This is a genomic window from Nodosilinea sp. E11, assembly GCF_032813545.1.
Classification (GTDB): Bacteria; Cyanobacteriota; Cyanobacteriia; order Phormidesmidales; family Phormidesmidaceae; genus Nodosilinea.
Map to the genome: position 1 here is coordinate 1548033 of NZ_CP136520.1, position 24956 is coordinate 1572988.

23 protein-coding genes are annotated in these 24956 nt (G+C 58.7%); 16 read left to right on the plus strand and 7 right to left on the minus strand.

The genetic code is table 11. The features are described from left to right. Positions 1-115 precede the first annotated feature (115 nt). From RRF56_RS09225 to argB, 3 genes are all read left to right on the plus strand, one after another. Positions 116-1183 (plus strand): hypothetical protein, encoded by a 1068-nt coding sequence (locus RRF56_RS09225; protein ID WP_317037345.1) that lies wholly within the window; start codon positions 116-118, stop codon positions 1181-1183. 69 nt (positions 1184-1252) lie between these two features. Continuing rightward, positions 1253-1816 (plus strand): shikimate kinase, encoded by a 564-nt coding sequence (locus RRF56_RS09230; RefSeq protein ID WP_317037346.1) that lies wholly within the window; start codon positions 1253-1255, stop codon positions 1814-1816. Between the two features lie 124 nt (positions 1817-1940). Then, the gene (gene argB, locus RRF56_RS09235; RefSeq protein WP_317037347.1) at positions 1941-2840 is read left to right on the plus strand and encodes an acetylglutamate kinase; all 900 of its coding nucleotides are present in this window, start codon (positions 1941-1943) and stop codon (positions 2838-2840) included. Between the two features lie 36 nt (positions 2841-2876). On the opposite strand, the gene RRF56_RS09240 is transcribed toward argB, so the two are convergent. Next, entirely contained in the window at positions 2877-3617 is a 741-nt protein-coding gene (locus RRF56_RS09240; protein WP_317037348.1) for an ABC transporter ATP-binding protein, read from the minus strand. 71 nt (positions 3618-3688) lie between these two features. On the opposite strand from RRF56_RS09240, the gene RRF56_RS09245 reads away from it, so the two are divergent. After that, complete coding sequence (locus tag RRF56_RS09245) at positions 3689-4822, plus strand: metal ABC transporter substrate-binding protein (RefSeq protein ID WP_317037349.1); 1134 nt, start codon at positions 3689-3691, stop codon at positions 4820-4822. Between the two features lie 143 nt (positions 4823-4965). Here the strand turns inward: RRF56_RS09245 and RRF56_RS09250 are convergent, their stop codons facing one another. Then, positions 4966-7029 (minus strand): amylo-alpha-1,6-glucosidase, encoded by a 2064-nt coding sequence (locus RRF56_RS09250; protein WP_317037350.1) that lies wholly within the window; start codon positions 7027-7029, stop codon positions 4966-4968. Positions 7030-7180: 151 nt separating this feature from the next. Here RRF56_RS09250 and RRF56_RS09255 point away from each other — a divergent pair, with 151 nt between their 5' ends. Further along, positions 7181-7696 (plus strand): gluconokinase, encoded by a 516-nt coding sequence (locus RRF56_RS09255; protein ID WP_317037351.1) that lies wholly within the window; start codon positions 7181-7183, stop codon positions 7694-7696. A 19-nt stretch (positions 7697-7715) separates the two neighbouring features. On the opposite strand, the gene RRF56_RS09260 is transcribed toward RRF56_RS09255, so the two are convergent. Then, entirely contained in the window at positions 7716-9101 is a 1386-nt protein-coding gene (locus RRF56_RS09260) for a hypothetical protein (protein ID WP_317037352.1), read from the minus strand. A gap of 238 nt (positions 9102-9339) precedes the next feature. Here RRF56_RS09260 and RRF56_RS09265 point away from each other — a divergent pair, with 238 nt between their 5' ends. From RRF56_RS09265 to RRF56_RS09295, 7 genes are all read left to right on the plus strand, one after another. Continuing rightward, entirely contained in the window at positions 9340-9885 is a 546-nt protein-coding gene (locus RRF56_RS09265) for an EF-hand domain-containing protein (protein ID WP_317037353.1), read from the plus strand. 512 nt (positions 9886-10397) lie between these two features. Next, positions 10398-10934 (plus strand): gamma-glutamylcyclotransferase, encoded by a 537-nt coding sequence (locus RRF56_RS09270; protein WP_317037354.1) that lies wholly within the window; start codon positions 10398-10400, stop codon positions 10932-10934. Positions 10935-11004: 70 nt separating this feature from the next. Then, positions 11005-12249 carry a tryptophan synthase subunit beta gene (gene trpB / locus RRF56_RS09275; protein WP_317037355.1) on the plus strand — a complete coding sequence of 415 codons (1245 nt, stop codon included), beginning with the start codon at positions 11005-11007 and terminating at the stop codon, positions 12247-12249. Positions 12250-12295: 46 nt separating this feature from the next. Then, entirely contained in the window at positions 12296-12784 is a 489-nt protein-coding gene (locus RRF56_RS09280; RefSeq protein WP_317037356.1) for a DUF29 domain-containing protein, read from the plus strand. A 7-nt stretch (positions 12785-12791) separates the two neighbouring features. After that, on the plus strand, positions 12792-13418 hold the full coding sequence (locus RRF56_RS09285; RefSeq protein WP_317037357.1) for a ribonuclease D: 627 nt from the start codon (positions 12792-12794) through the stop codon (positions 13416-13418). Between the two features lie 141 nt (positions 13419-13559). Continuing rightward, positions 13560-13793 carry a Calvin cycle protein CP12 gene (locus RRF56_RS09290; protein ID WP_317037358.1) on the plus strand — a complete coding sequence of 78 codons (234 nt, stop codon included), beginning with the start codon at positions 13560-13562 and terminating at the stop codon, positions 13791-13793. A 168-nt stretch (positions 13794-13961) separates the two neighbouring features. Further along, positions 13962-14267 (plus strand): RNA-binding protein, encoded by a 306-nt coding sequence (locus tag RRF56_RS09295; RefSeq protein ID WP_317037359.1) that lies wholly within the window; start codon positions 13962-13964, stop codon positions 14265-14267. Between the two features lie 187 nt (positions 14268-14454). Here the strand turns inward: RRF56_RS09295 and RRF56_RS09300 are convergent, their stop codons facing one another. Together RRF56_RS09300 and RRF56_RS09305 are read right to left on the minus strand one after the other, a co-directional pair. Then, positions 14455-15375: a hypothetical protein gene (locus tag RRF56_RS09300; RefSeq protein WP_317037360.1), complete on the minus strand. Its 921-nt coding sequence runs from the start codon at positions 15373-15375 to the stop codon at positions 14455-14457. A 67-nt stretch (positions 15376-15442) separates the two neighbouring features. Then, positions 15443-15862, minus strand: a complete 420-nt coding sequence (locus tag RRF56_RS09305) for a hypothetical protein (RefSeq protein ID WP_317037361.1) — start codon at positions 15860-15862, stop codon at positions 15443-15445. 238 nt (positions 15863-16100) lie between these two features. On the opposite strand from RRF56_RS09305, the gene RRF56_RS09310 reads away from it, so the two are divergent. Continuing rightward, positions 16101-16916, plus strand: coding sequence for a carbonic anhydrase (locus RRF56_RS09310; RefSeq protein ID WP_317037362.1), 816 nt, complete (start codon positions 16101-16103; stop codon positions 16914-16916). A gap of 64 nt (positions 16917-16980) precedes the next feature. Here RRF56_RS09310 and RRF56_RS09315 read toward each other — a convergent pair whose 3' ends face one another. Continuing rightward, positions 16981-17550: a hypothetical protein gene (locus RRF56_RS09315; RefSeq protein WP_317037363.1), complete on the minus strand. Its 570-nt coding sequence runs from the start codon at positions 17548-17550 to the stop codon at positions 16981-16983. A 388-nt stretch (positions 17551-17938) separates the two neighbouring features. Here RRF56_RS09315 and RRF56_RS09320 point away from each other — a divergent pair, with 388 nt between their 5' ends. From RRF56_RS09320 to RRF56_RS09330, 3 genes are all read left to right on the plus strand, one after another. Then, positions 17939-20923 carry a peptidase domain-containing ABC transporter gene (locus tag RRF56_RS09320; protein ID WP_317037364.1) on the plus strand — a complete coding sequence of 995 codons (2985 nt, stop codon included), beginning with the start codon at positions 17939-17941 and terminating at the stop codon, positions 20921-20923. A gap of 152 nt (positions 20924-21075) precedes the next feature. Next, positions 21076-22596 carry an HlyD family efflux transporter periplasmic adaptor subunit gene (locus RRF56_RS09325; RefSeq protein ID WP_317037365.1) on the plus strand — a complete coding sequence of 507 codons (1521 nt, stop codon included), beginning with the start codon at positions 21076-21078 and terminating at the stop codon, positions 22594-22596. 188 nt (positions 22597-22784) lie between these two features. Then, complete coding sequence (locus RRF56_RS09330) at positions 22785-23771, plus strand: LysR family transcriptional regulator (RefSeq protein WP_317037366.1); 987 nt, start codon at positions 22785-22787, stop codon at positions 23769-23771. Between the two features lie 55 nt (positions 23772-23826). Here RRF56_RS09330 and RRF56_RS09335 read toward each other — a convergent pair whose 3' ends face one another. Further along, the gene (locus RRF56_RS09335) at positions 23827-24369 is read right to left on the minus strand and encodes a pyridoxamine 5'-phosphate oxidase family protein (RefSeq protein ID WP_317037367.1); all 543 of its coding nucleotides are present in this window, start codon (positions 24367-24369) and stop codon (positions 23827-23829) included. Between the last annotated feature and the right edge of the window lie 587 nt (positions 24370-24956).

Here is a 24956-nt window from a genome sequence, read left to right on the forward strand (position 1 = left end):
AACACCTGACACCTGACACCTGACACCTGACACCTGACACCTGACACCTGACACCTAACCCGTATACCCGCCGCCGCCGCGATAGGATGGGCAAGACGGTATTTTAGGACGACCTATGGCGACCGTGCGGCTGATTGTGGTCTTGCTGGGGTTGGGATTGGTGGTGTTGCTGGGGGTACAAAACCTGGCAACAGCCCTGCCTTTGGTCTTTTTAGGGGGTAGAACCCTGGCATTGCCCCTGGGGGTGTGGTTGGTCAGTGCGATCGCCCTGGGGGCCGTCACCACGCTGATCACCACGGCGCTACTGGGGGCCATAGGCGCTCGCTCGGGGCCGCGATCGTCTGCCTATAAATATCGGCCCCAGTCGTTTTACGAGCCGACCGAGCCCGCCTCGAACGCTAGCGCATCCGCCAGTAGCTACCCTCGCAATTCGCCCCCCTACGCTGAGCCAGGGCCGGGCGTTAACCGGGGCAATGGCTCCGCCGAGGAGGATGCGAGCTGGCGAGACTGGACCAATCTCAAATCTCCCGGTCAGTGGAGTGATTGGGAATCGCTCAGCCGAGCCCCCAAACCCGAAACTGCGGCAGGGCCTGCGGGAACTGCGGCGGCCTCGGGCCTTGTCGATAGCGTCACCACCTGGTTTAGCAGCAGCAAACAGCAGGCCAAGCAGCAGCAGCGGGTCAACGAGTCGCTGCAAGCCCTCGACGACGACTGGGGCGACATGGAGCATCGACCCTATCGGGCTCCTGGCGTTAGCCCGGTGCAAGACAGCCTTGACGACATTAGCCAGGGATGGGAAACCAATGACCCCAGCCGCGATTTTGAAGCTTCCCAAGCACCTCGTCGGGTGTACCGAGACGGGTCGATCTATTCCTACAGCTACCGCAATGAAGACAATCCATCCCCTGGTAGCGAGGGACAGGTAGACAATATTTACGCTCCTCCAGACGACACAGTCTACGGGGACGGTTACAACGACAGCCCTGACGGTGAAGATAGTGACCACAATCCTCTCGGTGAACCCGAGTTGGCTGAAGATGGGGTTGTCGATGCCGACTACCGGGTGATTGTGCCCCCCTACACCCCTGCTGCCGAAGCCGCCGCTACGTCAGAGACCTGGGCCGACAACAGCAATGCCGAGGATGATGATTGGGAGGACGCCGATGATGCGCTGACGCCTTGATAGTTTGAGAACAGCCCCGTCTAAGACAAGCACCCCACCCACCCATTTAACTCACCTACCGACTTTCCCATGACTCTGCACGATCGCCTCAACGGTATCAACCTCTACCTCATCGGCATGATGGGCGCTGGCAAAAGCAGCACTGGCGCTGAGCTAGCCCAGGCCCTGGGCTACCAGTTCTTTGATACCGATGGGGTGGTAGAAGCGGCTGCCGGGCAACCCATTACAGAAATTTTCGCTCACCAGGGTGAGGCGGGCTTTCGCCAACTCGAAACTAGCGTGCTGGCCGAACTGTCGACTTACCGGCGGCTGGTGATCGCGACCGGCGGCGGCATTGTCACCCAGCAGCAAAACTGGAGCTACTTGCACCATGGCATTGTGGTGTGGCTCGATGTTCCCCCCGCTATTCTGCAAGCTCGACTGGCGGGCGACCTAGACCGCCCACTGCTGCAAGGGCAAGACTGGGACAGCAAACTGACTACGCTACTGGCCCAGCGCCAGTCGCTCTATGCCCAGGCCGATGTGCGGGTAGCTGTGACCGCAAACGATAGCGTGACAGCCATTGTGGCCCGTATTCTCGCGCTGGTAGAAGAAAGAATTCGCTCTGAGGCTGATTCTGCCGTGCTCAATTGATACACTACTGGCAACCAACTCCCAGCCCAGTCTCGATCGCCAGGATGCTGAGCGTCCCAAGGTCTTGCTCCGGGGGCATGGGGGTTGCTTTTGCCAACGTTATCAATAGCGATCTATAAGCGCCATGGTTCAGTCTCCTTCTTCGCAGACAGTCAACGAGGCCGAGGCTACGCGGGTGCGCATTCTCAGTGAGGCGCTGCCCTATATTCAGCAATTTCGGGGCCGCACGGTGGTGGTAAAGTACGGCGGCGCAGCGATGAAAGATGGCCGCCTAAAAGCCGATGTGGTGCGCGATATTGTGTTTATGGCCTGCGTGGGCATTCGTCCGGTGGTCGTTCACGGTGGCGGCCCAGAGATCAATATTTGGCTAGGCAAGCTGGGGATTGAGCCCCAATTCAAGGATGGGTTGCGGGTCACCGATGCCCCCACCATGGACGTAGTGGAAATGGTGCTGGTAGGCCGGGTGAATAAGGAGTTGGTAGGCCTAATTAACCAGGCCGGGGGCAAGGCTGTGGGCCTGTGCGGCGTCGATGGCAACCTGATTACCGCTCGGCCTCAGGGGGCTGAGGGGGTAGGGTTTGTCGGCGAAGTCAGCGGCATTGACTCGGGTATTTTGAAATCGTTGGTAGAGGCGGGCTACATTCCGATTGTGTCGAGCGTGGCGAGCGATGAAACCGGCCAGGCCTACAATATCAATGCCGACACGGTAGCAGGCGAGATCGCCGCCGCCCTGGGGGCCGAAAAGTTGATTTTGCTCACCGATACCAAGGGCATTCTAGAAGACTACAAAGACCCCTCAACGCTGCTGCCTAAGCTCGATATTCAGCAGGCGCGCCAGCTAATTGAAACGGGGGTTGTGGCCGGGGGCATGATTCCGAAGGTAAATTGCTGCGTGCGATCGCTGGCTCAGGGCGTTGGTGCCGCCCACATTCTGGACGGTCGAGTACCCCACGCGCTGCTGCTAGAAATTTTCAGCGATCTGGGTATTGGCTCTATGATCGTAGCCTCAGAGTTTCGGGGGTAGCCGCTTTTGGGGCCAGCTCGCCCTAGCAAAAGAAACCTAGCAAAAGAAATCAGCGTAGGAGTCGATCGCCCCGGTCGGCTCTGGCCCCTGGCCGTAGGCTCGCTGAATATTGTCGAGGGTCATCACCGCCTGGGGGGTGTCGTCGGCCAACAAGCGACGGTTGAGCAGCAGTAGGCGATCGTAGCGGTGCAGGGCCTCGCCCCACTCATGGCTGCACACCACCAGGGTTTTGCCCTCTTGCTGAAGCTCGGCAAAGATGGCCAGCATGAGGGCTTCTGTCTTTTTGTCAATGCCGGTGAAGGGTTCATCGAGCAGCAGCAAATCGGCCTCCTGAGCCAGGGCGCGAGCGAGAAAGATGCGCTGCTGCTGGCCGCCGGAGAGTTGCCCAATGGGGCGATCGCATAGATCCAGCATATCTACCCGCTCTAGGGCGACGGTGACCCGCTGCTTAGCCCGCTGGCTGGGCTGGCGAAACCACCCGGCGAGAGCTGCCTGGGCCATCATCGCCACCTGACCAGCGGTAATGGGGTAGTCCCAGTCGATGCGCGATCGCTGGGGCACATAGGCTACCGATTGCCGCCGCCGCAGGGGCGCACCCTTAAACAGCACCTGTCCTCGACAGGGCACCAGGCCCAGCATTGCCTGAATTAACGTGCTTTTGCCAGCGCCATTGGGGCCAATCAGCCCCACCAATTCCCCTGCCCCCAAACGCAGAGAGATATCATCTAGGGCCTGCCTCCCCCGGTAGTTGACAGACAGGTTTTGAACCTCTAGCATGACACCCATGAAATGATAACCATTATCACCATCATAGTAGTTTAGTTATCCATTTCTGGGAGAGATAGACCATGTTTTTACCTACAGTGACTCGACCAACCGATGGTCAGCAGTTTCGGCGATCGGTCCGGTGGGGCACTGGTTGGGCGATCGCCTTGGGCGTGGGCTTAGTCGGGTGCAGCGGTGACGAAGTGGCCAATACCGCCGAAGAGGCCCCCGTAGCGCAGGCCGATGCCCCCGTAGTGGTAGCCACCACCAGCGTACTTTGCGATCTGACCGAGCAAATTGCCGAAACTACCATCGCCCTCACCTGCCTGCTCGAACCGGGTACCGACCCCCACACCTACCAGGTGAGGCCCTCCGATCGCCAAACTATTGAGCAGGCCGATCTAGTGCTCTACGACGGCTATGACCTCGCCCCCAATATTATTAGCCTGGTAGAAGGCAGTACCACTGCGGCTACGCGGGTGGCGGTCTACGAAGCAGCGGTTCCCAACCCGTTGATGGCTGAACCCCACGATCATGACCATGACCATGCTGACGACCATGACCACGGGGCCGAAGCCGCTCACGACCATGAGCAGGACCACGACCATGCCCATGAGGATGCCCACGACCACGGGACCACAGCGGCGGCAGATCTGGCTCCCGATCCGCATGTCTGGCATAGCGCCCCCAACAATGGCGCGATCGCAGCGGTGATCGCCGAGCACCTAGCCGAGATTAACCCCGAGCAGGCCGACCTCTATGCCGAGAATGCCGATCGCCTAGCCGCGCAATTTAACGATATCGATAGCTGGATTCAAACCCAGGTAGCCACAGTACCCGCCGCCCAGCGTCAGTTGGTGACCACCCACGATTCCTTTGGCTACTTCGCTGACGCCTACGGGTTTGAGGTCAAGGGTGCCCTCAGCGGCCTCAGTACCGATGAACAGCCTACCCCTGGGGCAATGACCGCTTTAGTTGACCAGGTTAAGGCCGCAGAGGTGCCCGCCATTTTTGCCGAAGACACCACCAACCCGAGGCTAATTGAGTCGGTAGCCAGAGATGCTGGAGTGGCCGTAGCTGAGCAACCGCTGTTTGTCGAAGGCCCCGGCGGCCCCGGTAGCGGTGCTGAAACCACCCAAGAAATGCTGGTGGTCAATACCTGCACCATGGTGACAGCGCTGGGGGGCAGCTGCGATCGCGCTAGCGCGCCCATCTAATACCGAATCCGACCTACAACCCCCGATTCGAAACCGATACCTCGTAGGGGCGTAGCATGCTACGCCCCTACAAATCGATCGCGTCCGCCTTGGCAGGTCTACAGTTGCCCCTGCCCCCCAGGTGTAAATCCTGTACTTTGCGTTTACTCCTTCAGGTGGGGCCGCAGTAGGGCGCTCACCCGCAGCAGTTCGGCCACCGACCAGGCCTGGGCAAAGGCCCCGCGCGGCTCCATGGGTGCATCGCCGTCAAAGATTTCGCTGACGGTGCCCAGACAGCCGCCCTGGAGGTGGTGAATTAGCGGGTCTAGAAAGCTGTGGGCCAGATCGGCGTCTTGATAGACCCGCCAGTGGGCCTGGGCAAAGGGGCCAATCAGCCAGCTCCACACGGTGCCCTGGTGGTAGGCTCCGTCGCGCTCCACTAGGTCACCACCGTAGCGGCCTTGGTAGCTGGGGTGGGCCGGGTCGAGCGATCGCAGCCCGTGGGAGGTCAGCAGTCGCTGGGCCACCGCATTCACCACCGCCTGCTGCTGATCGGCGCTGAGGCAGGGATCGCCCAGGGTTGGATCGGGCAGCGAAACGGCGAAAATTTGGTTAGGCCGCAGGGCCACATCGTCCCCATCGGGGCCGTCGAGCAGGTCGTAGCAGTAGCCTAGCGACTCATTCCAAAACCGCTGAAATCCCTGGCGGGTTTGGGCCGCCAATTCTTGAAACTGCCCCACCGGCTGGCCCAAAATTGCGGCAAAGTCGGCCATCACCAGCAGGGCGTTGTACCACAGGGCATTGACTTCAACCGGTTTGCCGATGCGAGGGGTAACCACCCAGTCCTTCACCTTGGCATCCATCCAGGTGAGCTGTACGCCCGCTTCCCCAGCAGAGAGCAGCCCATCGGCGGCATCGACCTGAATGCCGTGGCGGGTGCCTTTACAGTGCCAGGTGATCACCTCCTGCAAGGGGCCAAAGAGTTCTTCAATCAGCGCGGTGTCTTCCGTGGCGCGGTGGTAGGCCCGCAGCGCTTCGAAGTACCAGAGGGTAGCGTCTACGGTGTTGTAGTGGGGCGCTTCACCACTTTCAGGAAAGGCGTTGGGCAACATGCCCTGGTCGAGAAAGCGGGCAAAGGTCTGCAAGATCCGCCGAGCCAGGGAGGGCCGCCCGGTGGCCAGGGTGAGGCCGGGCAGGGCGATCATGGTGTCGCGGCCCCAGTCGCCAAACCAGGGGTAGCCCGCAATGATGGTTTTGCCGCTGCTAGCCGGCTCTGGAGAACCATCCAGATCGTCTCCGCCAGCCCCCTCAGCGCCAGCACCTTCAGCCGTAGCAATGGCCCGATTGACCACAAACTGATCGGCGGCCAGCACCAGTTGCCTCACCCAGGCAGGCGGTTCAGCCTCCGGTTGGGCAGCGGCTCCCTGAGTGATCAGGTGCTGCTCATAGGCCATACGGCGCAGCAGGGCGCTTTGGCCCGAGCGATCGGCTTCGGCTTCGGTGGTGGCCACCAGGGTAAACGATTGCCCCTGACCCAGGGTGGGGGCAAAGGTAGCCGCGTGCAGATGATCGTCGTAGGGGTCAATGCCCCGGTAAGCTTCAACCGCGAGGGCATAACCGTTGTACCAGGTGTGGGCGGGCTGGGCAGGGGCGGTTTCGCTAAGTAAATAAAAGGGTTGAACACCGGCTTTGGCCTGAATCTGCAACCCCTGGGGGCATTCTGTCAGGGTCATTTGCCAGCCGTTGCCCTGGGTGCTGTGGTGGTGGTCGCGGTGGTTGACCAGCACCTTGAGCGTCAAATCGAGGGGAACGCTGGCCCGACTAAGGGTGTAGCGCACGTAGGTGGTGTTGGCCCCTGGCTCCATCCACACCCGCTTTTCGAGGCGGGCATCGGCGATCGCATAGACCCAGATCGGAATCGTACCCTCTAGCCGAAACGACTCTAGATACAGATAGCCCTGGGGATGCAGGGTGCCATCGGCCCAGCGATCGCAATGCAAGTCGCAGGATTGCCCCAGGTAGTGAGCGGTTTCGTCAACCTTGGTAACGAGTAGGGTGCGATCGAGCGGCGGCTTGAGGGTAGCCACCAGCAACCCGTGGTAGTGGCGGTTGAGCACTCCGGCGACGGTGCCACAGCCGTAGCCGCCAATGCCATTGGTGATCAGCCATTCTTGCTGGGTAGCCATTGCCCTGTGGCTGCACAGGTGACGCCCGAAGGAGATAGTCATACACTCAAACCCGTGGGTGAAATCATGCAACCGGGATGCTCAGTGGATAGACTCTGGTTAGACCAAAGCGTTGAACCAGAAGGTTTAGCCGGTCTGAATCGATTGGCTCAGGGATGGCTGAGTCAATTGCAATGCCGCATCAATCAATACCATGACTAATACGATCATAATCTTGACAGGGGTTTCGGGGGCGGGCAAAACGACCGTTGGCAAACTGCTGGCCCAACGCCTCAACAGCCCCTTCCTCGATGGCGACGATTTTCACTCGCCCGATAATATAGCCAAAATGGAGCGAGGTGAATCGTTAACCGATGCCGATCGCGCTCCCTGGGTTGAGTCTTTGCAGGAATGTATTGAAACGTTGCTAGACAATGGCCAGGGAGCGGTGGTGGCCTGCTCAGCCCTCAAAGCTGCCTATCGCGAGCAGCTCGGCGGCGATCGCGATCGGGTCAAATTTGTGCTGCTAAAAGGCTCCTACGACCTGATTCAGCAGCGGCTCAAACAGCGCCAGGGTCACTTTATGGACGACACCCTGCTAGACAGCCAATTTGACGCCCTAGAAGCCCCCGCCGACAGTCTGGTGGTCGATGTAGCCCCAGCCCCAGAGGCGATCGTGCAAACCATCGTAGACTGCCTGAACGTAACGCCAGCAGCTCACCCCCAGTAAAGCTCCCACGCACCCACGCCTAAAACTGACCCTGCCACGACAACGGCTGCTCGGCCCAGTTGTCTCCGAGCGATCGCACTGCCGTGATCTCGACCTGGGCGTAGGTGCCACGACTAAACGGCCCTCGGTCAATGGGCAGCCGCCCTAAAGCTAGCTCGTAGCGGTTGCCCTCCAGGCTCACCAGTTCGGCTGGTAAAACGTCGTCATAAACCGTGACGTAGCGAGGTCGGCGACTGTCTCTGGGGTCATCGGCGGTGGTGCGCAGTCTGACGCGAAACTGGGTATTGAGATAGGCCGCCTCTCCCGCCAGGTCTAGCACCGCCGCGCTGAGGTTCGCGCCATTGCCCTGCACCCCGCCCCAGGCCAGCCGGGTGACATCGCTGGCCCGCACCGCGTTGGTGACCGTGATCGTCAGCTGCTCGCCCTCGCGGCGGCTGGTGTAGTCGGCCCACAGGCTGTCGGGAAATACCGCCGTCAGCGACCCGTCGGGCTGAATCTCGGCTCGCAGGTTGCCGCCCGCAAATACCCCAAGGGGGCGTGGGGCCTGCCAGTCGAGGCTGACATCGCCCTCTACCCGCCCCGTATATTCGCGGTAGGTGTCTCTAACCCGCGAGCCGGGGGCCAGCAGGGCATTGGCCCCCGCCCGCTCGGCCCACAGGTTGCGCGAGAGCCGCACAGGCTGGTTAGACAAAGTGGTCAGCCCCACAGAAATCGTTGGGTTTTCGGGAGGCAGTGGCTCTAGCTGGTTGACCAGCGACAGTTGCCCATCGGCACCGGGAGTGCCGTCGCGGCCAAAGGACCCATTGCTGCCGCTGCGGCCATCGCGGCAGGTGTAGCGGGCGTTTTGGCAGCTGTGGTCGGATTGGCCGGGGGTGCCCGTGCAGGTCTGCACCGTCCACTGACGCACATCGCAGCGACAGCCGATCGCCCCGCTGCCACCGCGCCCGCCCCGGCCCGAGCGCCCCCCTCGGGCATCGACCGAGAGCCGTTGCAGATGACTGCGATCGCCGTAGTACACCAATAAATCGCCGCCGCTGCCGCCGCTGCCGCCCGCCCCGCCGCTACCCCCACTACCACCATCGGGGGCACGGAGATCGTAGGCCACGTTGCGGGGCTGGCCACCGCAGCGAGGGCGGTAACCGTTTTCACCATTCTCGCCGTCTTCGCCATCGCTGCCCGCGATCGCAAAGCTAGCCGGGGTACCGTCTACCACTACGCTCTGACTCTGCCCCGCCGTGCCGTCGCGGCCTGATCTGCCCGTGCGACCATTGCTGCCCTGACTACCGTAGACGCGAACCGACTGCGCCCAGGCCACCATCGAGCAGCCCTCTAACCCCGGCAACGGCAGGGTGGTGATCAGGCCAAAGCAAAGGGGAGCCAGGGCGATCGCAAGGGCACGTTTCACAGTGGGTTTCCTCGGTGGGCAAAGCTTACCCCAGACTAGCCACAGACACCGCCCGACAGCGATCCCCTGTGCCAGAATTTTGGAGTTATAGCGCTGCCCAGATCCCAAAGTTCTGCTGGGCGTTGCCATCGCTCTACGCAACACCGCAAAACCCTGAGATCTAGGCCACAGGCAACCGGAAAGTGCTATAGGCTAATGACTGTAAGGGCAACTGCCGGGGCAGAGGGGAGTACGGGCCATGTTAACTGACTTGCAACAGCGCAAATTGACCAAACTATTTAGCATGTACGACTCTGACTACACCGGAGCGTTGGTCAAAAAAGACTTCGAGCTGATGTTTAAAAAGCTGTCTACCCTGCGCAACTGGTCGCTGCGATCGCCCCGCTGCCTGGTGCTGCAAGACAAGCTGATGCGCAAGTGGCAAGGGCTCGAAAAAAAAGCCGACACCGCCCACAACGACCAAGTTTCCCGAAACGAATGGCTGGCCTACTACGATGACGGGCTAACCGATAACGAGCTTCACGCCGAGGATATTATCAGCCTGATGGAGCTAATCTTCGATGTCTTTGACCAAGATGAAGATGGCAAAGTCAACGAAGCCGAATGGGGACAGCTGCTGGCCGCCTTTAACGAGTCGCCAGTCTATGCGCCCCTGGTGTTTCCCCCGCTCGATGCCGACCAGGACGGCTGGCTCACCAAAGCCGAGTTTTTGCAGCACTTCAGCGCGTTTTGCTGTAGCGACGAGGCCGACAACCCGGCCAATGGCATGTTTGGACCTTACTAGACACGGGCTGTGCCTCAATCGGGTGAACGTATTACCGTTATCATGACTCGCGATTGTGTGGCAGGCCACCGCATTGAAGAAACCAGCCGCCACAACGATAGTTTTGGGCGGTGCAAAATTATCGAAGCCTCCCCGCCACAGCCCAGATCCCAGGGTTCTTCTGCACGTTGTCACAGATTCACGCCAGCTCCCTAGACCCTGGGATCTCTCCTGCGATCGAACAACCCCCTGCCCTAGAAACCGGGTTTCTAGCTTTCCTGCCTGGGCACCTTAAAGACTTGTCAAAGCTTCATCAAGAAACCTTTCTCCTTGAGAAATAGAGTGATATAAACGAAAGTAATAGTATCAATCCTCGGCATCCCGACCGGAAAACCGTAGATTGGGTTTAGAGTCGTTATCAATTGCAGAGCTTTGCTCCTAGCATGAGCCTTACTCCATCCCCTCCTGGGAGGGGCTAGGGGTGGGTTAACCCAATACCCGTTACCCTCAACCCTCGCTCTCCACGATCGCCCATGACCAGTCTTACCCCCCTCCCCGGCCCCAAGAATGACGATCGCGATCGCTTCTACTACTTTGCCTACGGCTCCTGCATGTGCCCGGTCGATTTGAAGCGATCGCTGGGCGAGAGCACCCACGCCTACGTCATTGGCCCCGCCACACTGGAGGGCTATCGGCTGGGGTTCTTTCGGCGATCGCGCCTGCGCGACTGCGGCGTGCTCGATGTAGTTACCCAGCCCGGCTCCACGGTGCAGGGGGTGCTGTATAGCCTGCCCTGGCGACTCAGCCCCGCCCTTGACCTACGCGAAGAGGGCTACTGCCACGAAATAGTGACAGTAAATTGCAACGGTCAGGTCTACGGTGAAACCCGCACCTACTCCGTGATCAGCAAGACCCACGAAGAGATTGCCCCCAACGAGTGGTACTCCAGCGTAGTCATGCGGGGGGCGGCCACCTGTGGGCTACCCGAGCAATATTGCTGGGAACTGTTCCACCACATTCACTCGCTACAACGGCGGCAGGCCCCGGCAGCGCTACGGCGCACGGCCTAACGCCCTAGCAACGGGTCGGGGCATTCCCTATAATAGGGGCACATTCTAACCCTTCACCCCCGCCAAGCCTGTGACCCAAACGCCGCTCTCGCCTCGCCCCGCCGTCACCGATGCCCGCCCCGATGCCCTGGGCCGCTTTGGCCAGTTTGGCGGCAAGTACGTGCCCGAAACCCTCATGCCCGCGCTCTTTGAACTAGAGCAGGCCTTTTACCAATACCGCGACGAGGCCGACTTTAAGGCCGAGCTAGACGGGCTGCTAAAAGATTACGTCGGTCGCGCCACGCCGCTGTATTTCGCCGAGCGGCTCACCGCTCACTACCGCCGCCCCGACGGCAACGGCCCCGATATCTACCTCAAGCGCGAAGACCTCAACCACACCGGGGCACACAAGATCAACAACGCCCTGGGGCAGGTGCTCTTGGCCAAGCGCATGGGCAAGCAGCGGATTATCGCTGAAACTGGAGCGGGCCAGCACGGGGTAGCCACCGCGACGGTGTGCGCCCGCTTTGGTCTGCAATGCGTGATTTATATGGGCGTGCAAGACATGGAGCGCCAATCGCTGAACGTGTTTCGCATGCGGCTGATGGGGGCCGAGGTGCGCGGCGTGACGGCGGGCACCGGCACGCTCAAGGATGCCACCTCTGAAGCGATTCGCGACTGGGTGACGAATGTAGAAAATACTCACTACATCCTGGGTTCTGTGGCGGGGCCGCACCCCTACCCGATGATGGTGCGCGACTTCCACGCCATCATCGGTGAAGAGACCCGCGCCCAGTGCGTCGAGAAGTTTGGCGGCCTGCCCGATATCCTGATGGCCTGCGTTGGCGGCGGCTCCAACGCCATGGGTCTGTTCCATGAGTTTGTCAATGATCCCACCGTGCGAATGGTTGGCATTGAGGCGGCGGGCAGCGGTGTGGCCAGCGGCAAGCACGCCGCCACGCTAACCGAGGGCCGGGTAGGTGTGCTCCATGGAGCAATGAGCTACCTGCTGCAAGACAGCGAAGGCCAGGTGATTGAAGCCCATTCCATCAGTGCTGGTCTGGATTATCCTGGCGTTGGCCCCGAGCACAGCTTTTTGAAGGATGCGGGCCGGGCCGAGTATTACAGCGTCACCGACCAGGAGGCTCTAGATGCCTTCCAGCGGGTGTCGCGCCTGGAGGGGATTATCCCCGCCCTGGAAACCGCCCACGCCTTTGCGTACCTGGAGACCCTCTGCCCCCAGCTCACCGGCAACCCTCGCATTGTGATCAACTCCTCGGGTCGGGGCGACAAGGACGTGAACACGGTGGCCAAAGCCCTTGGCGGGTTAGAGTAGTCCCTTTTACCGGTCGAGTTGTCTAAAGCTAGGTTAGGGATTGCAGATGAGTGCGGAAATCGACGTCAAACCAAAGTCGTTGTACGACGTAGATTACCAACTCTGGTTGGAAGACACTGTCGCTCAGCTGCAATCCCAAAACTTTAGCGCCCTTGATCTAGAAAACCTGATTGAGGAAATTGAAAGCTTGGGCAGAAGTGATAAGCGATCGCTCAACAGCTATCTAAAGCGACTCTGTGAGCACCTGCTAAAACTGAGCTACTGGGAAACCGAGCGAAATAGATGTTTCTCTGGTTGGGACAGAGAAATTGGCAACTTTCGTCAAGAAATTCAGGAAATTTTAGACGACAGCCCCAGTCTGAGAAACCATCTGAAGAATCGCTACACCGCTGAGTATGTCAAGGGCCGAGATTTGTTTTTAAGGGTCAGCAAATTAGACGCTAAGCAGGTTCCCGAGGAGCCTTGCTTCACGCTTGAGCAGGCCCTTGATAGCAAATGGTTGCCCTGGCAGCCTGACCTATCCGATAAAGATTAGGAGCACTATGGCTGACGGTTTTGAAATCTGCGATCGCGACCTTACCCCCGATCTACTGGCCCGCTATCAACAGGCCAGTGCGATCGCCTGCGACACCGAGACTATGGGGTTGCTGCCGCTGCGCGATCGCCTCTGCCTGGTGCAACTCTCAGATCCTGAGGGCCATGTAGCAGTGGTGCGCATTGAACTCGGCCAAAAAGAAGCGCCATTGCTCAAAGAACTGCTCGAAGCCCCAAACATTCTCAAACTGTTTCACTTTGCCCGCTTTGACCTGGCCACCCTCAAGCACAACCTGGGCATTACCGTAGCCCCAGTGTTTTGCAGCAAAATTGCCAGCAAACTCAGCCGCACCTATAGCCCCCGCCACGGTCTCAAAGAGCTGGTACGCGAGCTAGAGGGCATCGAGCTCGACAAAACCGCCCAAAGCTCCGACTGGGGCAACGCCATGAATCTCTCCGACGAACAGCTCAGCTACGCCGCCAACGACGTCCGCTACCTCCACGGCATTCACCACACCCTCACCGCCATGCTCAAGCGCGAGGGCCGCTGGGATCTGGCCCAAGACTGCTTTAGCTGCCTGCCCACCTTTGTCGCCCTCGACCTGCTCCAGTACCAGGGCGTATTTGAGCATTAGCTTTGGGGGTTTAGGCATTGTTGCCGTAGCTGGCCCAAACCCAGCCTGGCCGAGTAGGTGGGTAAAAGGCGACAGAGGTTTCGCCGCCGGGTACGATAGTCTTGTCTGTCTCTACAACCGATCTATTGCAGGAGAGCAACTATGAGCGTTGACGGCAAAGACTTTCAAGACGAGCTGCAAAAAGCGATCGACTACGCCCACCAGGTTACCGCCGAAAAGGGCGAAACCTCGTCTGAAGCGGCAGTCGCCTGGGATGTGGTCGAAGAAATGCGGGCCGAGGCCTCCCACCAGCACCAGAAGCCCAAGAAAACCGGCTTTGATCAGTACCTAGAAGACAACCCTGAAGCCCCCGAAGGCCTAATGTACGACACCTAAGAGGGGACTACCGCTAACCAGCCTAGGCCTCCCCGACTGGCGGAGCGCGATGTTAAAATGGTCTTTGGTTAGTTTTCGGTAGATTTCGCTTGTTTCATTTCATTTTGATTTTCGATACAGCTTTGTCTCCGTTTACTCGCTGCGTTTGTACAGTAAGGAGACAACTCTATGTCACTCTATGTTGGTAATTTGTCCTACGATGTCACCCGCGAAGATCTGGAGCGGGTGTTTGCAGAATACGGCGACGTGAAGCGGGTTAGCCTGCCCACCGATCGCGAAACCGGTCGCCCCCGAGGCTTTGCCTTTGTGGATATGGCGGCTGAAACCCAGGAAGACTCCATCATCGAATCCCTAGATGGGGCCGAGTGGATGGGTCGTGAAATGCGAGTTAATAAAGCTCGCCCCCGCGACGACGCCCGCAGTGGCGGCGGCGGTGGCGGTAACGGCGGCAACTACCGTCGCACCGGTTTCTAGCATCAGTTAGACAGTTTCTATAGCGATCCTCGACGACTCGTGACTAGTTGTAGGTCAGGCGTTTTGCCTGTACGGGCAAGGTACTCGTTCTACATTCACTACCCTCAATCAGATTGCTATAGGTTCACCAACAGTCAAATTATCAAAAGGGTAGGTCGCAGCGGCCTACCCTTTTTTTTAACGCTGACTAAAACTGCGATCGCTCAGCCACAACTGGCGAGCGCTCAACCGTGACCTGGGGCCTACCGCTGGCGTCTAGATAGCCTAGATCCTGCAAAAAGGCGTAGAGCGCAGTGGGAAAATCTGGATAGGTTTGTACCATTTCCCCATCGTCGGTGTAGGTGTAAAGGCCCCAGTCGTCGGTGCGACCGTAGTGGGCCAGCATGTACTGCCAGGCTGCTCGATAGCGCCCCAGGCGAATGTTTTGGGCAACATAGCCCGCTAACACACCGTTTTTGTCACCGCGATCGGCAAATTCTGGATCTTCGATGGTGAAACGCATGCCAGCGGCGATGTCTTCAATGTAGTTGGTAAATTGGGTCGTGGTGTCGCGGTACTGGCCATTGTCGTAGGTGAGAATCACGCTGGGCGGGTAAGACCCGGCGTAGGAACTAAAGCTATAGAAAAAAGCATTGTCTAGGGTGACAAATTCCATTTTCCCATCGCCGTTGAGGTCTTTAAACTCACCGCCGCCGCCGTCGAGATAGCTAAAGTAAATGGGATTAAACTGCCCATCTTGCCAAGCATAGGTAGTGTAAGCCATACAGCAGTGGGCACCACCGGTAAACGTTTGCACCACCACCTCAGCGGTGCCGTTACTGTCGAGATCAATCAGGTCAATGCCCGCAAACATAGCGGCGGTATCGGTTACCGATAGCTGGAGCTCATCGTTATAAAACAGCTGAAGGCTGAGGTTGTTGCCAATGGTTTCAGCGTCGTAGTCGATGGGGGTATAGCTGGCCACAACCCGAATAGGCCCCTGCTCGATCTGCTGGTCAGTCAGGTCTCCAGTATCGTAGTCAATCTCGATGCGAGGGGTCTCAGCTAGGGCAGGCAGGCTCAGGGTAAACAGACTACTGAGCAGCAAGCTTTTCAAAATAGCTTTCATGAACTTTTTGGTATCTCAATACGATTACTTACATGGCTGACCCAGCTGGCCCCGGTTGTTTCTGCGCTTACCAGCGTCGCCAGTGACGTTTGCCCACTACAAAAATGCCCAGCAGCACCCCAACGACTAACGGGTAAGACGGGGTGACCAAAGCCGCAGGAATGGGCAAAAACCCTTTGGCAAACAGCACCAGCGCTAAGCAGGCCACCAGCGCCCACAAAATGCCGGTATCGATATAAACCCTAGTAAACCAGCGTTCTAAAAGCGTGAGGCCCAAGGCCCCCAGGCCAAACCCAGCGGCCAGGGGCAGCGCCATAAACAGCAGCTGCATCAGGGGCATCAGGCCGCTGCCCACATTGGCCAGCAGTAGGGCCAACCCCTGGGCCAGCAGCAGGTCGGCAGCCGTAGCGATCGCCACCGCCACCAGGGCCACTTGAAACAAAATTGCCCAAGGCAAGGACTTGAGTCGCCCAAAGGGGTTACGCATGGCCGCAAACTATAGGAGATTACGCCCATTATTGCGCTGAACCCCCAATTTGATCGGGCATCTGGGCCAATTTAGTCTTTAGAACGGGGGTGCCCCATCCCTCAGAAGCAGCGGTAATTACCCCGATAAGTAAATCTTTGCGGTGCTAAGGCCTTAGATATGGGATAACAATAGGTGTGGGTGCAGACAGCACAGTCTGAGCCTGCGCTATGTTTTGCCCTGATTCTAAGTCTGCCCTATGGAAAAGCTGCTGCAAGGCCTGCGTGAGTTTCAGGAAAACTATATTCCCGACCACAAGGAGCTGATCAAGCAGTTGGCCAAGGGGCAACACCCCAGGGTGCTGTTTATCGGCTGCTCTGACTCGCGGGTAGACCCCACGATTATTACCCAGTCAGAGATTGGCGACCTGTTTATTATTCGCAATGCGGGCAACATTATTCCGCCCTACGAGGCGACCAACGGTGGCGAAGGGGCAACCATTGAGTACGCCATGGAGGCGCTAGATATTCGCCAGGTGATTGTCTGCGGCCACACCCAATGCGGAGCCATGAAGGGGTTGCTACAGATCGGCGAACTGGAAGAAAAAATGCCCCTGGTCTACCACTGGCTGCATCACACCGAGGCCACCCGCAAGCTGGTGGAAGACCACTACGGCCACCTCGGCAAAAAAGAAAAGCTCGACATGCTGGTAGCGCAGAACGTGCTCACCCAGATCGACAATCTGCAAACCTATCCTTCGGTGCGTTCTAAGCTGCACGCGGGCAACCTCGACATCCACGGCTGGATCTACCAGCTCGAAACCGCCCAACTGCTGGCCTACGACGAAGAAACCGAGACATTTGTACCGCCCCACAGCAAAATCTACGCCGATATTGAAGATGCGAAGTCTATGAAGCCCGGCGGGCTGTCGCTCAAGTCTGACAACGATGGTAAGGCTGGTGGCCATGGGGGGGCCAGACCCGAATTTTCGGAGCCGGTGCAGCCCTACTGGCCGGGAGCTAATCGTCTCAGCCCTGAGCAGGCCGCGCGGCTTTATCGAGGAGCCGGGGTGTAGGTCTCACCCCCCCCATCCACTCATCCACCCATCCACTCATCCACCCATCCACTCATCCACCCTTTTACCGATCAAAGCTGGCAATGCGCCGCGCTGCCCCAATGCTCTGCTCACCGGGGCCAAAGGTAACTTCAAGCGCCTGCTGGTCGGCAAAGGCGCGCGAGGCTTCGCGGTAGACCGTGCGGGTCGTGGGTAGGGTGCGGCGCTGGCCGTTGTAGTCAAAGGTGATCGCATAGTCGACTTCGCGGAAGATCGCGGGGTCGGTGCGCTGCTCAATCGGTTCGCGCTTGCGGGCCTCTAGCTCGTCGGCGGTAGGGCGCGGTGGCAACGGCGGCCAGTACAGCCCCTCGTCGTCGGGGCCGGTGGCAGCTCCCTCGGGGCGCACCCCATTGCGGTTGACCAACGAGTTAGATTCAAAGGTTTCCATGTGAATGGTCTGGCGGCGATCGAAGCTGCGGGCATATTCGGCTCGCCAGGTTTGGGTGACGGTGGCAACGGCTTCGTAGGTGCCGGTGGTGACAGTGTTGCCGGTGGCGGGGTAGTTTTCGCAGCCTGAGACCAGGCCGAGGGCCAACCCCAGGGTAGTCGCCTGGAGCCAGCGGGGCACGAAGACCTGAGCGGTTGACATCGGCATAGCAGTAGCGGTGCAGCAAGCAACAGTAAACGTTCTGTGTATGAACCTACCAGCGGTTTCTATAGAACAGCTATAAAAACCGGCAGCGGGCAAAAGTGGCACAGCAGGACAGTTAAAGGCGACAGCGATCTTCTACAGCGCTCTGGGAAAAAGGCAGGCTTGAAAGCAGAGCAGCAACGTTAACCTGGGGTTATCGTTTGAGCGATCGCCAACGACGTAGCTTAGTCACAGTGTAAGTACCAAAAATACTGGCTTAACCCACATTCTGTATCGATTTGGTGTGCAGGGCGATCGCCCCTTGCACCTATTAATTAAATCTGGTAGGCATGGGTTGCTACTGCCATAACCTGCCCGATCGTCTAAGGCCGCGCCTTCCTATGACTTGGCTATGACCCAAACCTCTCTTTCTATTCAGCAAACGCTGCAATCCCTGGCACCCTTTGATCGGCTGCCTGCTGAGGCCTTGCAACAGCTACTGCAAACGGCCCAGCCGCTACGGTACCGGGTGGGACAACCGCTGCTGCGGCGCGAGGTGCTCACCCAGCAGGTGATTGTGCTGTTAGAGGGGCAAGCCCGGCTGTTGGGCTACGATCCACGCACCGAGCAGCCGATTACCCTGCACCGCTTTGATCAAGGCGAAATGCTCGGGGTGATCAGCCTAATTCGGGGGGTATCCTGTGAAACGGTGATTGCGTCGAGCGAGGTGCTGGCCTTAACGCTGCCCTCCTACAAGTTTTTGAGTTTGCTCAGTGACTATCCAGAGTTTGGGGGGGCGGTGCGCGATCGCCCCTATGCGATCGAGGCCTTTGACCTGGTGGCTAAGCATGCTAAGGTCCATGCCCTCGACATGGGCGATCTCAAGGCCAAGGCCCAAATAGTCTGTGACGCCTCGGCGATCGTCACTCTGCCTACTGGCCCCTGTGATCTAGCCTCGCTCGATCGCACGTTTATCTGGGTGCTCAGCGGCGGCACAGTGCTGAATGTGCCCGTGGGGTCAACCCTGGCGCTCGATCGCTCTGTGGAAGTGCTCAGCCCTCAGGGGGCAAGGGTGCTGGGTATGACTCCAGCGGTCTTGGCGGAGACCATGCCCAAACCGGCGATCGCCCAAAGCGATGCCCTAGCCCTGCCCGTAGCTGTGCTCGACGTCAACAACATTCCCTACGCCACCGAGGCCGATCTAGCCCCTCGCGCTCAAGACGTCGCAGCCGCAGGAAAATCGCCCAGCCGCAGCTACCCCTTTGCCCGAGGGCGGGGCGAGGTCGACGGTGCCCTGGCCTGCTTCGATATGCTCAGCCAGCAGTTTTCCATGCCCTTCCGCAAAGACATGATTCGCCGCATTTTGGCCAATCAGCACGAGCGCATGGGCCAGCTATCGCTACCCATCTGCGGCTCAGTAAGCGAAATGATGGGCCTTAAAACCCAGCTAGTGCGGGTTCCTGTCGGAGCCTTTGGTCGCCTCCACACCCCCTGTCTGATTCGCTGGCAGGAAAGCTTTGCGGTGGTCTACGAAACCAACGAGAAGGCCTACGTGCTGGGCGACCCTGAGGTGGGCATCATTCGCCGTACCCCCGAGAGCTTTGCCGAAGTTTGGGGTGAGAGCGGCGAGGTACTACTGCTTGAACCAACCCGCGAAACGCCCCAACAGAAGTTTGGCCTCCAGTGGTTCTGGCCCTCCATTCAAAAGTACCGCTGGGTACTGGTCGAGGTATTTGTCGCCTCGTTTTTTGTGCAACTGTTTGGCTTAGCTAACCCGCTGATGGTGCAGATCATCATTGACAAGGTGATCGTGCAAAACAGCATCGACACCCTGCAAGTGCTGGGCGTTTTCTTAGTCATTGTGGCGGTGTTTGAGGCGGTGCTGACCAGCCTGCGCACCTACCTGTTTGTCGACACCACCAACCGCATCGATATGGCCCTGGGGTCAGAAATTATCGATCACCTGTTTCGCCTACCCTTGCGCTACTTCGATAAACGCCCCGTAGGCGAACTCTCCAGCCGCATCAATGAGCTAGAGAATATCCGCTCTTTTCTCACCGGCACCGCCCTGACCGTGGTACTCGACGCGGTGTTTTCGGTGGTGTACATCGTCGTAATGTTCATCTACAGCTGGCTACTCACCCTGGTCGCCCTAGCCACGATTCCGCTGTTTGTGTTGGTGACCATGCTGGCGGCCCCCATTGTGCGCAAACAACTGCGGGTGAAAGCTGAGCGCAATGCTGCCACCCAGTCGCTCTTGGTCGAGTCGCTATCGGGCATTCAAACCGTCAAGGCGCAAAACATTGAGCTGCGCACCCGCTGGCAATGGCAGGAGCGCTACGCCGAGTACGTCAGTGCCGGGTTTAATACGGTGCTGACCTCCACCACCGCTAACTCGGCCAGCAACTTTCTCAACAAGCTCTCGGCGCTGCTGGTGCTGTGGGTCGGGGCCTACCTGGTGCTCCAAGGGCAGCTCACTCTGGGGCAGCTAATCGCCTTTCGGATTATTTCGGGCTATGTGACCGCGCCAATTTTGCGCCTGGCCCAGCTGTGGCAAAACTTTCAAGAAACGGCCCTGTCGCTGGAGCGGCTGTCAGATATCATCGACCATCCCCAAGAGACCGACGCCGACGATGCCAACCAAATCCCCATGCCCGAGATTAAAGGCCAGGTCACCTTTGAAAATGTGGCCTTTCGCTTTGCCCCCTCTGGCCCCTTGCAGCTGGCCAACGTCAATCTAGACTTTCCGCCGGGGATATTCGTTGGTGTAGTCGGCCAGAGCGGTTCGGGTAAGAGCACCCTGATGAAACTGCTGCCTCGACTTTACGAGCTAGAGTCGGGCCGAATTTTGATTGACCAATACGACATCAGCAAAGTAGAACTGCACTCGCTGCGGCGGCAGATCGGCATTGTGCCCCAGGACAGCCTGTTGTTTGAGGGCACCATGCAGGAGAATATCTCCCTCACCAATCCTGACGCCGAGGCCAGCGTAGTAATTGAGGCAGCCAAAATTGCCTGCTGCCACGACTTCATTATGGATTTGCCCCTGGGCTACAACACCCGCGTCGGCGAGCGGGGCTCAAATCTGTCGGGGGGGCAGCGGCAGCGAGTAGCGATCGCCCGCACCATTCTGCAAAACCCGCGCCTGCTGATTCTTGACGAGGCCACCAGCGCCCTCGACTACGACACCGAGCACCAGGTCTCGATGAACCTTAAAGCCTGGGCGGCGGGCCGCACGGTATTTTTTATCACTCACCGGCTCAACACCATTCAACAGGCCGACCAGATTTTGGTAATGGATCAGGGCTCAGCAGTAGAGCTAGGCACCCACGCCGAATTGATGGAATTGCAGGGGCGCTACTACACCCTCTACCAACAACAGCTCAGCGGCGTTTAGGGGATAGGTGTTGGGTGTCAGGTCGCGACCCGATACCCGATACCCAATCGCCACCCCCCTTGCACCGTAAACCGTAAACCGCTCACCCAATCCCCGATACCCAATCCCCGATACCCAATCCCCACTCCCCGATACCCATCCCCGCACCCCCTATGGTTCGCATCAACAGCCTTACCCCCAACTCATCCCCTGCCGACCGCAAGGGCGATACCCTGCTCTCTAACCAGCCCTCGCGGCAGCGGATACAGTTCGACAAACCTGTGATTTTGCGCCAGTCACCCCGATGGTCGCGGGCGGTGGTGTGGAGCCTGGTCGGGGTAACCTCCTTTACCCTGGCCTGGGCTTGCCTGGCCAAGTTTGAAGAGGCGATACCAGCCCAGGGCAAGCTGGAGCCCAAGGGCATGGTGCAGCCGGTGCAGGCCCCGGTGGGCGGTGTGGTGCAGGAGGTGCTGGTGCAGGAGGGGCAAACCGTAGAGGCCGGTACACCACTACTGCGGTTTGACCCCGAGACGGCCCAGGCCCAGCTCACATCCCTAGAGAGCATTCGCACCAAGCTGCTAGAAGAAAACGCCTACTACCGATCGCAGCTCGCGGATGATCTCGACGCCAGCGCCCCCCTCGACATTGCCCCTGGGCTAGTGCAGTTGACCAGCAACCGGGCCGCTCTGGTGGCCGAAAATGCCCTCTACCGCGCCCAGCTAGCGGGCGATGCCACGGGGGAAAGTTTGCCGGTGGCCCAGCGCGATCGCCTGCGAGCCGCCAATGCCGAACTCAACTCGCGCCTCAGTATTGCCAACCTGGAGGTCGATCAACTGCGTCGTCAGCTCACCCAAACCCAGGCTCAGCTCACCAATGCCCAGAGCGCCCTACGGGTTAACCAAGACATTCTAGAGCGGGTTACGCCGCTGTTTGAGGCTGGCGGCCTGGGCCAGATTCAGTACCTCCAGCAGGAGCAGGAGGTCAACAACCGCCAGACCGAGGTCAACCGATTGGCAGAAGAAACACAGCGCCTAGACCTGGCGATCGCCCAGGCCCAAGAGCAGTTTCGCAATACCTCGATCGCCTCCCAGGATGAGTTGCAGCAGCGCCTGGCTACCAACACCAACCAAATTGCCACTATCGACAGCCAGCTGACCAAAACCATGCTCGAAAACGACAAGCGTCTGCAAGAGATTGACAGCCAGCTGACCCAGTTGCAGCAGACCCTCACCTACCAAGAGCTGCGTGCCCCGGTCAGCGGCGCGGTGTTTAACCTCAGGGCCAACCAGGCGGGCTACGTGGCCAATTCCACCGAGCCCATTCTCGAAATCGTGCCCAGCGATGCCCTGGTGGCACGGGTGTTTATCACCAACCGCGATATTGGCTTTGTGCGCGAGGGCATGGCGGTCGATGTACGCATTGACTCGTTCCCCTACAGCGAGTTTGGCGATGTCAAGGGCACCGTCACCCAGATTGGTTCCGACGCGCTGCCCCCCGATCAGATCAACCCCACCTATCGGTTTCCGGCAGAGATTACCCTAAGCGATCAGGCGATCGCCATTGATGGGCAACCGGTGCAGCTCCAGTCGGGTATGTCGCTTAGCGCCAATATCAAGACCCGACCCCGACGAGTGATCACGATCTTTTCTGACCTGTTTGTGCGCAAAATCGACACGGTTAAAACGGGGCGGTAGCAGGTTTGGGGCATCGGGTAGCCGCAAACGCAAACGCAAACCCGATACCCCAAACCTTATATCTAGTACCGCGAACCCTCTACCCGATAGATTGATTTAGCAGCATTCATAGAAAAAACAACAGAAGTCGTCGCGATTTGATAGAATACAGTCTATCTAGCGCTCCAGTGCGAGGGGGAGGTTGTTCGGTGATACACGCTACACTGCACCAGCTCAAGGTTTTTGAAGCGACTGCCCGCCATGGCAGCTTTACTCGCGCCGCCGAAGAACTCTATCTGACCCAGCCCACGGTGTCGATTCAGGTGAAGCAATTGACCAAGGCGGTAGGGTTGCCCCTGTTTGAACAAATTGGCAAGCGGCTCTATCTCACCCAGGCAGGGCAAAAACTGCTCGAAACCTGCCAAGAAATCTTTGATGGTCTCGACCAGTTTGAGATGGCGGTATCTGACCTCAAAGGGCTAAAGCAGGGTCAGCTGCGCCTGGCGGTGATTACCACGGCCAAATACTTTGTGCCCCGGTTGCTAGGGCCGTTTTGCCAGCGATTCCCCGGTATTGATATCTCGCTGAAGGTGACTAACCACCAGCAGATTCAAGAGCGCATGGCCAACAACGATGACGATCTCTACATCATCAGCACGCCCCCCGAGCAGCCCGATCTCAAGATTTATCCCTTTCTCGAAAACCCGCTGGTGGTGCTGGGGCCTCAAGATCACCCTCTGGTGGGTAAGCCGCGATCGCCCATTCAAATTCTCGATGGCGAGCAGTTCATCATGCGCGAACCGGGCTCGGGTACCCGCCACGCGGTGCAAAAGCTGCTGGCTGAGCACGATGTGAACGTCAAGGTGCGCTTAGAACTGGGCAGCAATGAGGCGATCAAGCAGGCGATCGCAGGCGGGCTGGGCATCTCGGTGCTGTCGCTACACACGATTATCTCTGAGGGCACCCGAGGCGAGTTTGCCATTCTCGATGTCGACCATTTCCCCATCGATCGCCACTGGTATGTGGCGCACTTGGCGGGCAAGCAGCTCTCGGTGGTCTCCCAGACGTTTCTAAACTACCTACTAGAAGAAAGCCACACCCTGGTCGAAAATCTGCTGCCAGGCATTAGCCGGGTACCGGCGGCGATCGCCCCCGAACCCACGGTCAAAGGCGACGAAATGCTGAGCAAGGTTTAGACGGAGATTAGCTCTAGGGCGATGGCAAACCCTAGAACGCTGCCTTTGCCCCAGACTAGGTGGCGATTAAAGCAGCGCGATCGAGTTGGATCTTGGTGTCGATCAAAATCGATTCACTTAGGGCTAGGCGATCGCCGGTCATCCAGATGACTTGGGGTTGAAAGCGGTACAGCCGCCGGGGTGAAGGCGCGAGATAGTCAGCGGGGGTGCGCCGATGCCCCTGCCCCGAGCGCTGGGTAAGCAGTGGAATAACTTGCGCGACCTCAGCGGGAGGCACCTCGGCAGCGGTGCCCGTGAGGTAAAGTCCCTGGCCTTTGCCCTCCTCGGGTTGGGTGCTGTAAATCGCGATCGCCCCCCGGCCCTGGTTGGCCGAGAGATTCTGCGAATGCTGAGCGACGATCGCCGAGGCCCAATACAGATTCCAGCTTGAGTCGTAGGCAAAGAAAACTGGAGAGGCCCAGGGCTGACCAGCCGAGGAACAGGTAGACAGGGTACAGTAGATCGTGCCGGCCAGCAGCTGCCTGGCTCGCTCCAAAACCGCCGGATTTTGGCCCTCAACGGTATTGACCCAACCATTGTCAGCGGTAGCGATCGCCATAGTCTCCAGACCCTAAAACGCAGCTTTGTCTACCATAGAACATCCTCCCTATGCCCGATGATCTAGGCCCCTTTCTCTTTGGTATTGCCCTGCTGGTGCTATACCTGAGCTGGTCAGCAGCGACCGAAATGGGCACCCGCTGGCCCTGGCGCAAATAGCACATTATTGTTTGTCAGATCGCGCATGAGCGCAGGCACATCCCGAATTTGCAAAATCATTGCTCTGACGGGCAGCTTGCCTGTCATTATCGTTCAGACGGAAATCCTCGCCGGATAGCTTATACCGATATCCGAGTTCTACGCCCCGAGTCCCAAGCGGCCACCCCGTAGGGGCGTATGGCCTGCGCCCGACTGCACCGGGAGTAGCCAAGTCGGGTTTGGTCTAAATCGTTCTAGAGCCCAGCCGTCCTGTTTTTCTAAAACCAAATCCTTCTACCGGTAGAGGGGGAAAGAGATAACAGTGTGCGTAAAAAATTAGGCGATTGTAGCGCAGGCAACAGATTCCACCGGTTAGATATCGTGGACTAAGGGCTGAGTCTATTGGCCCTGCGGGTTTAGAGCGGCCAGTCATCTATCTGTTCCATTGAG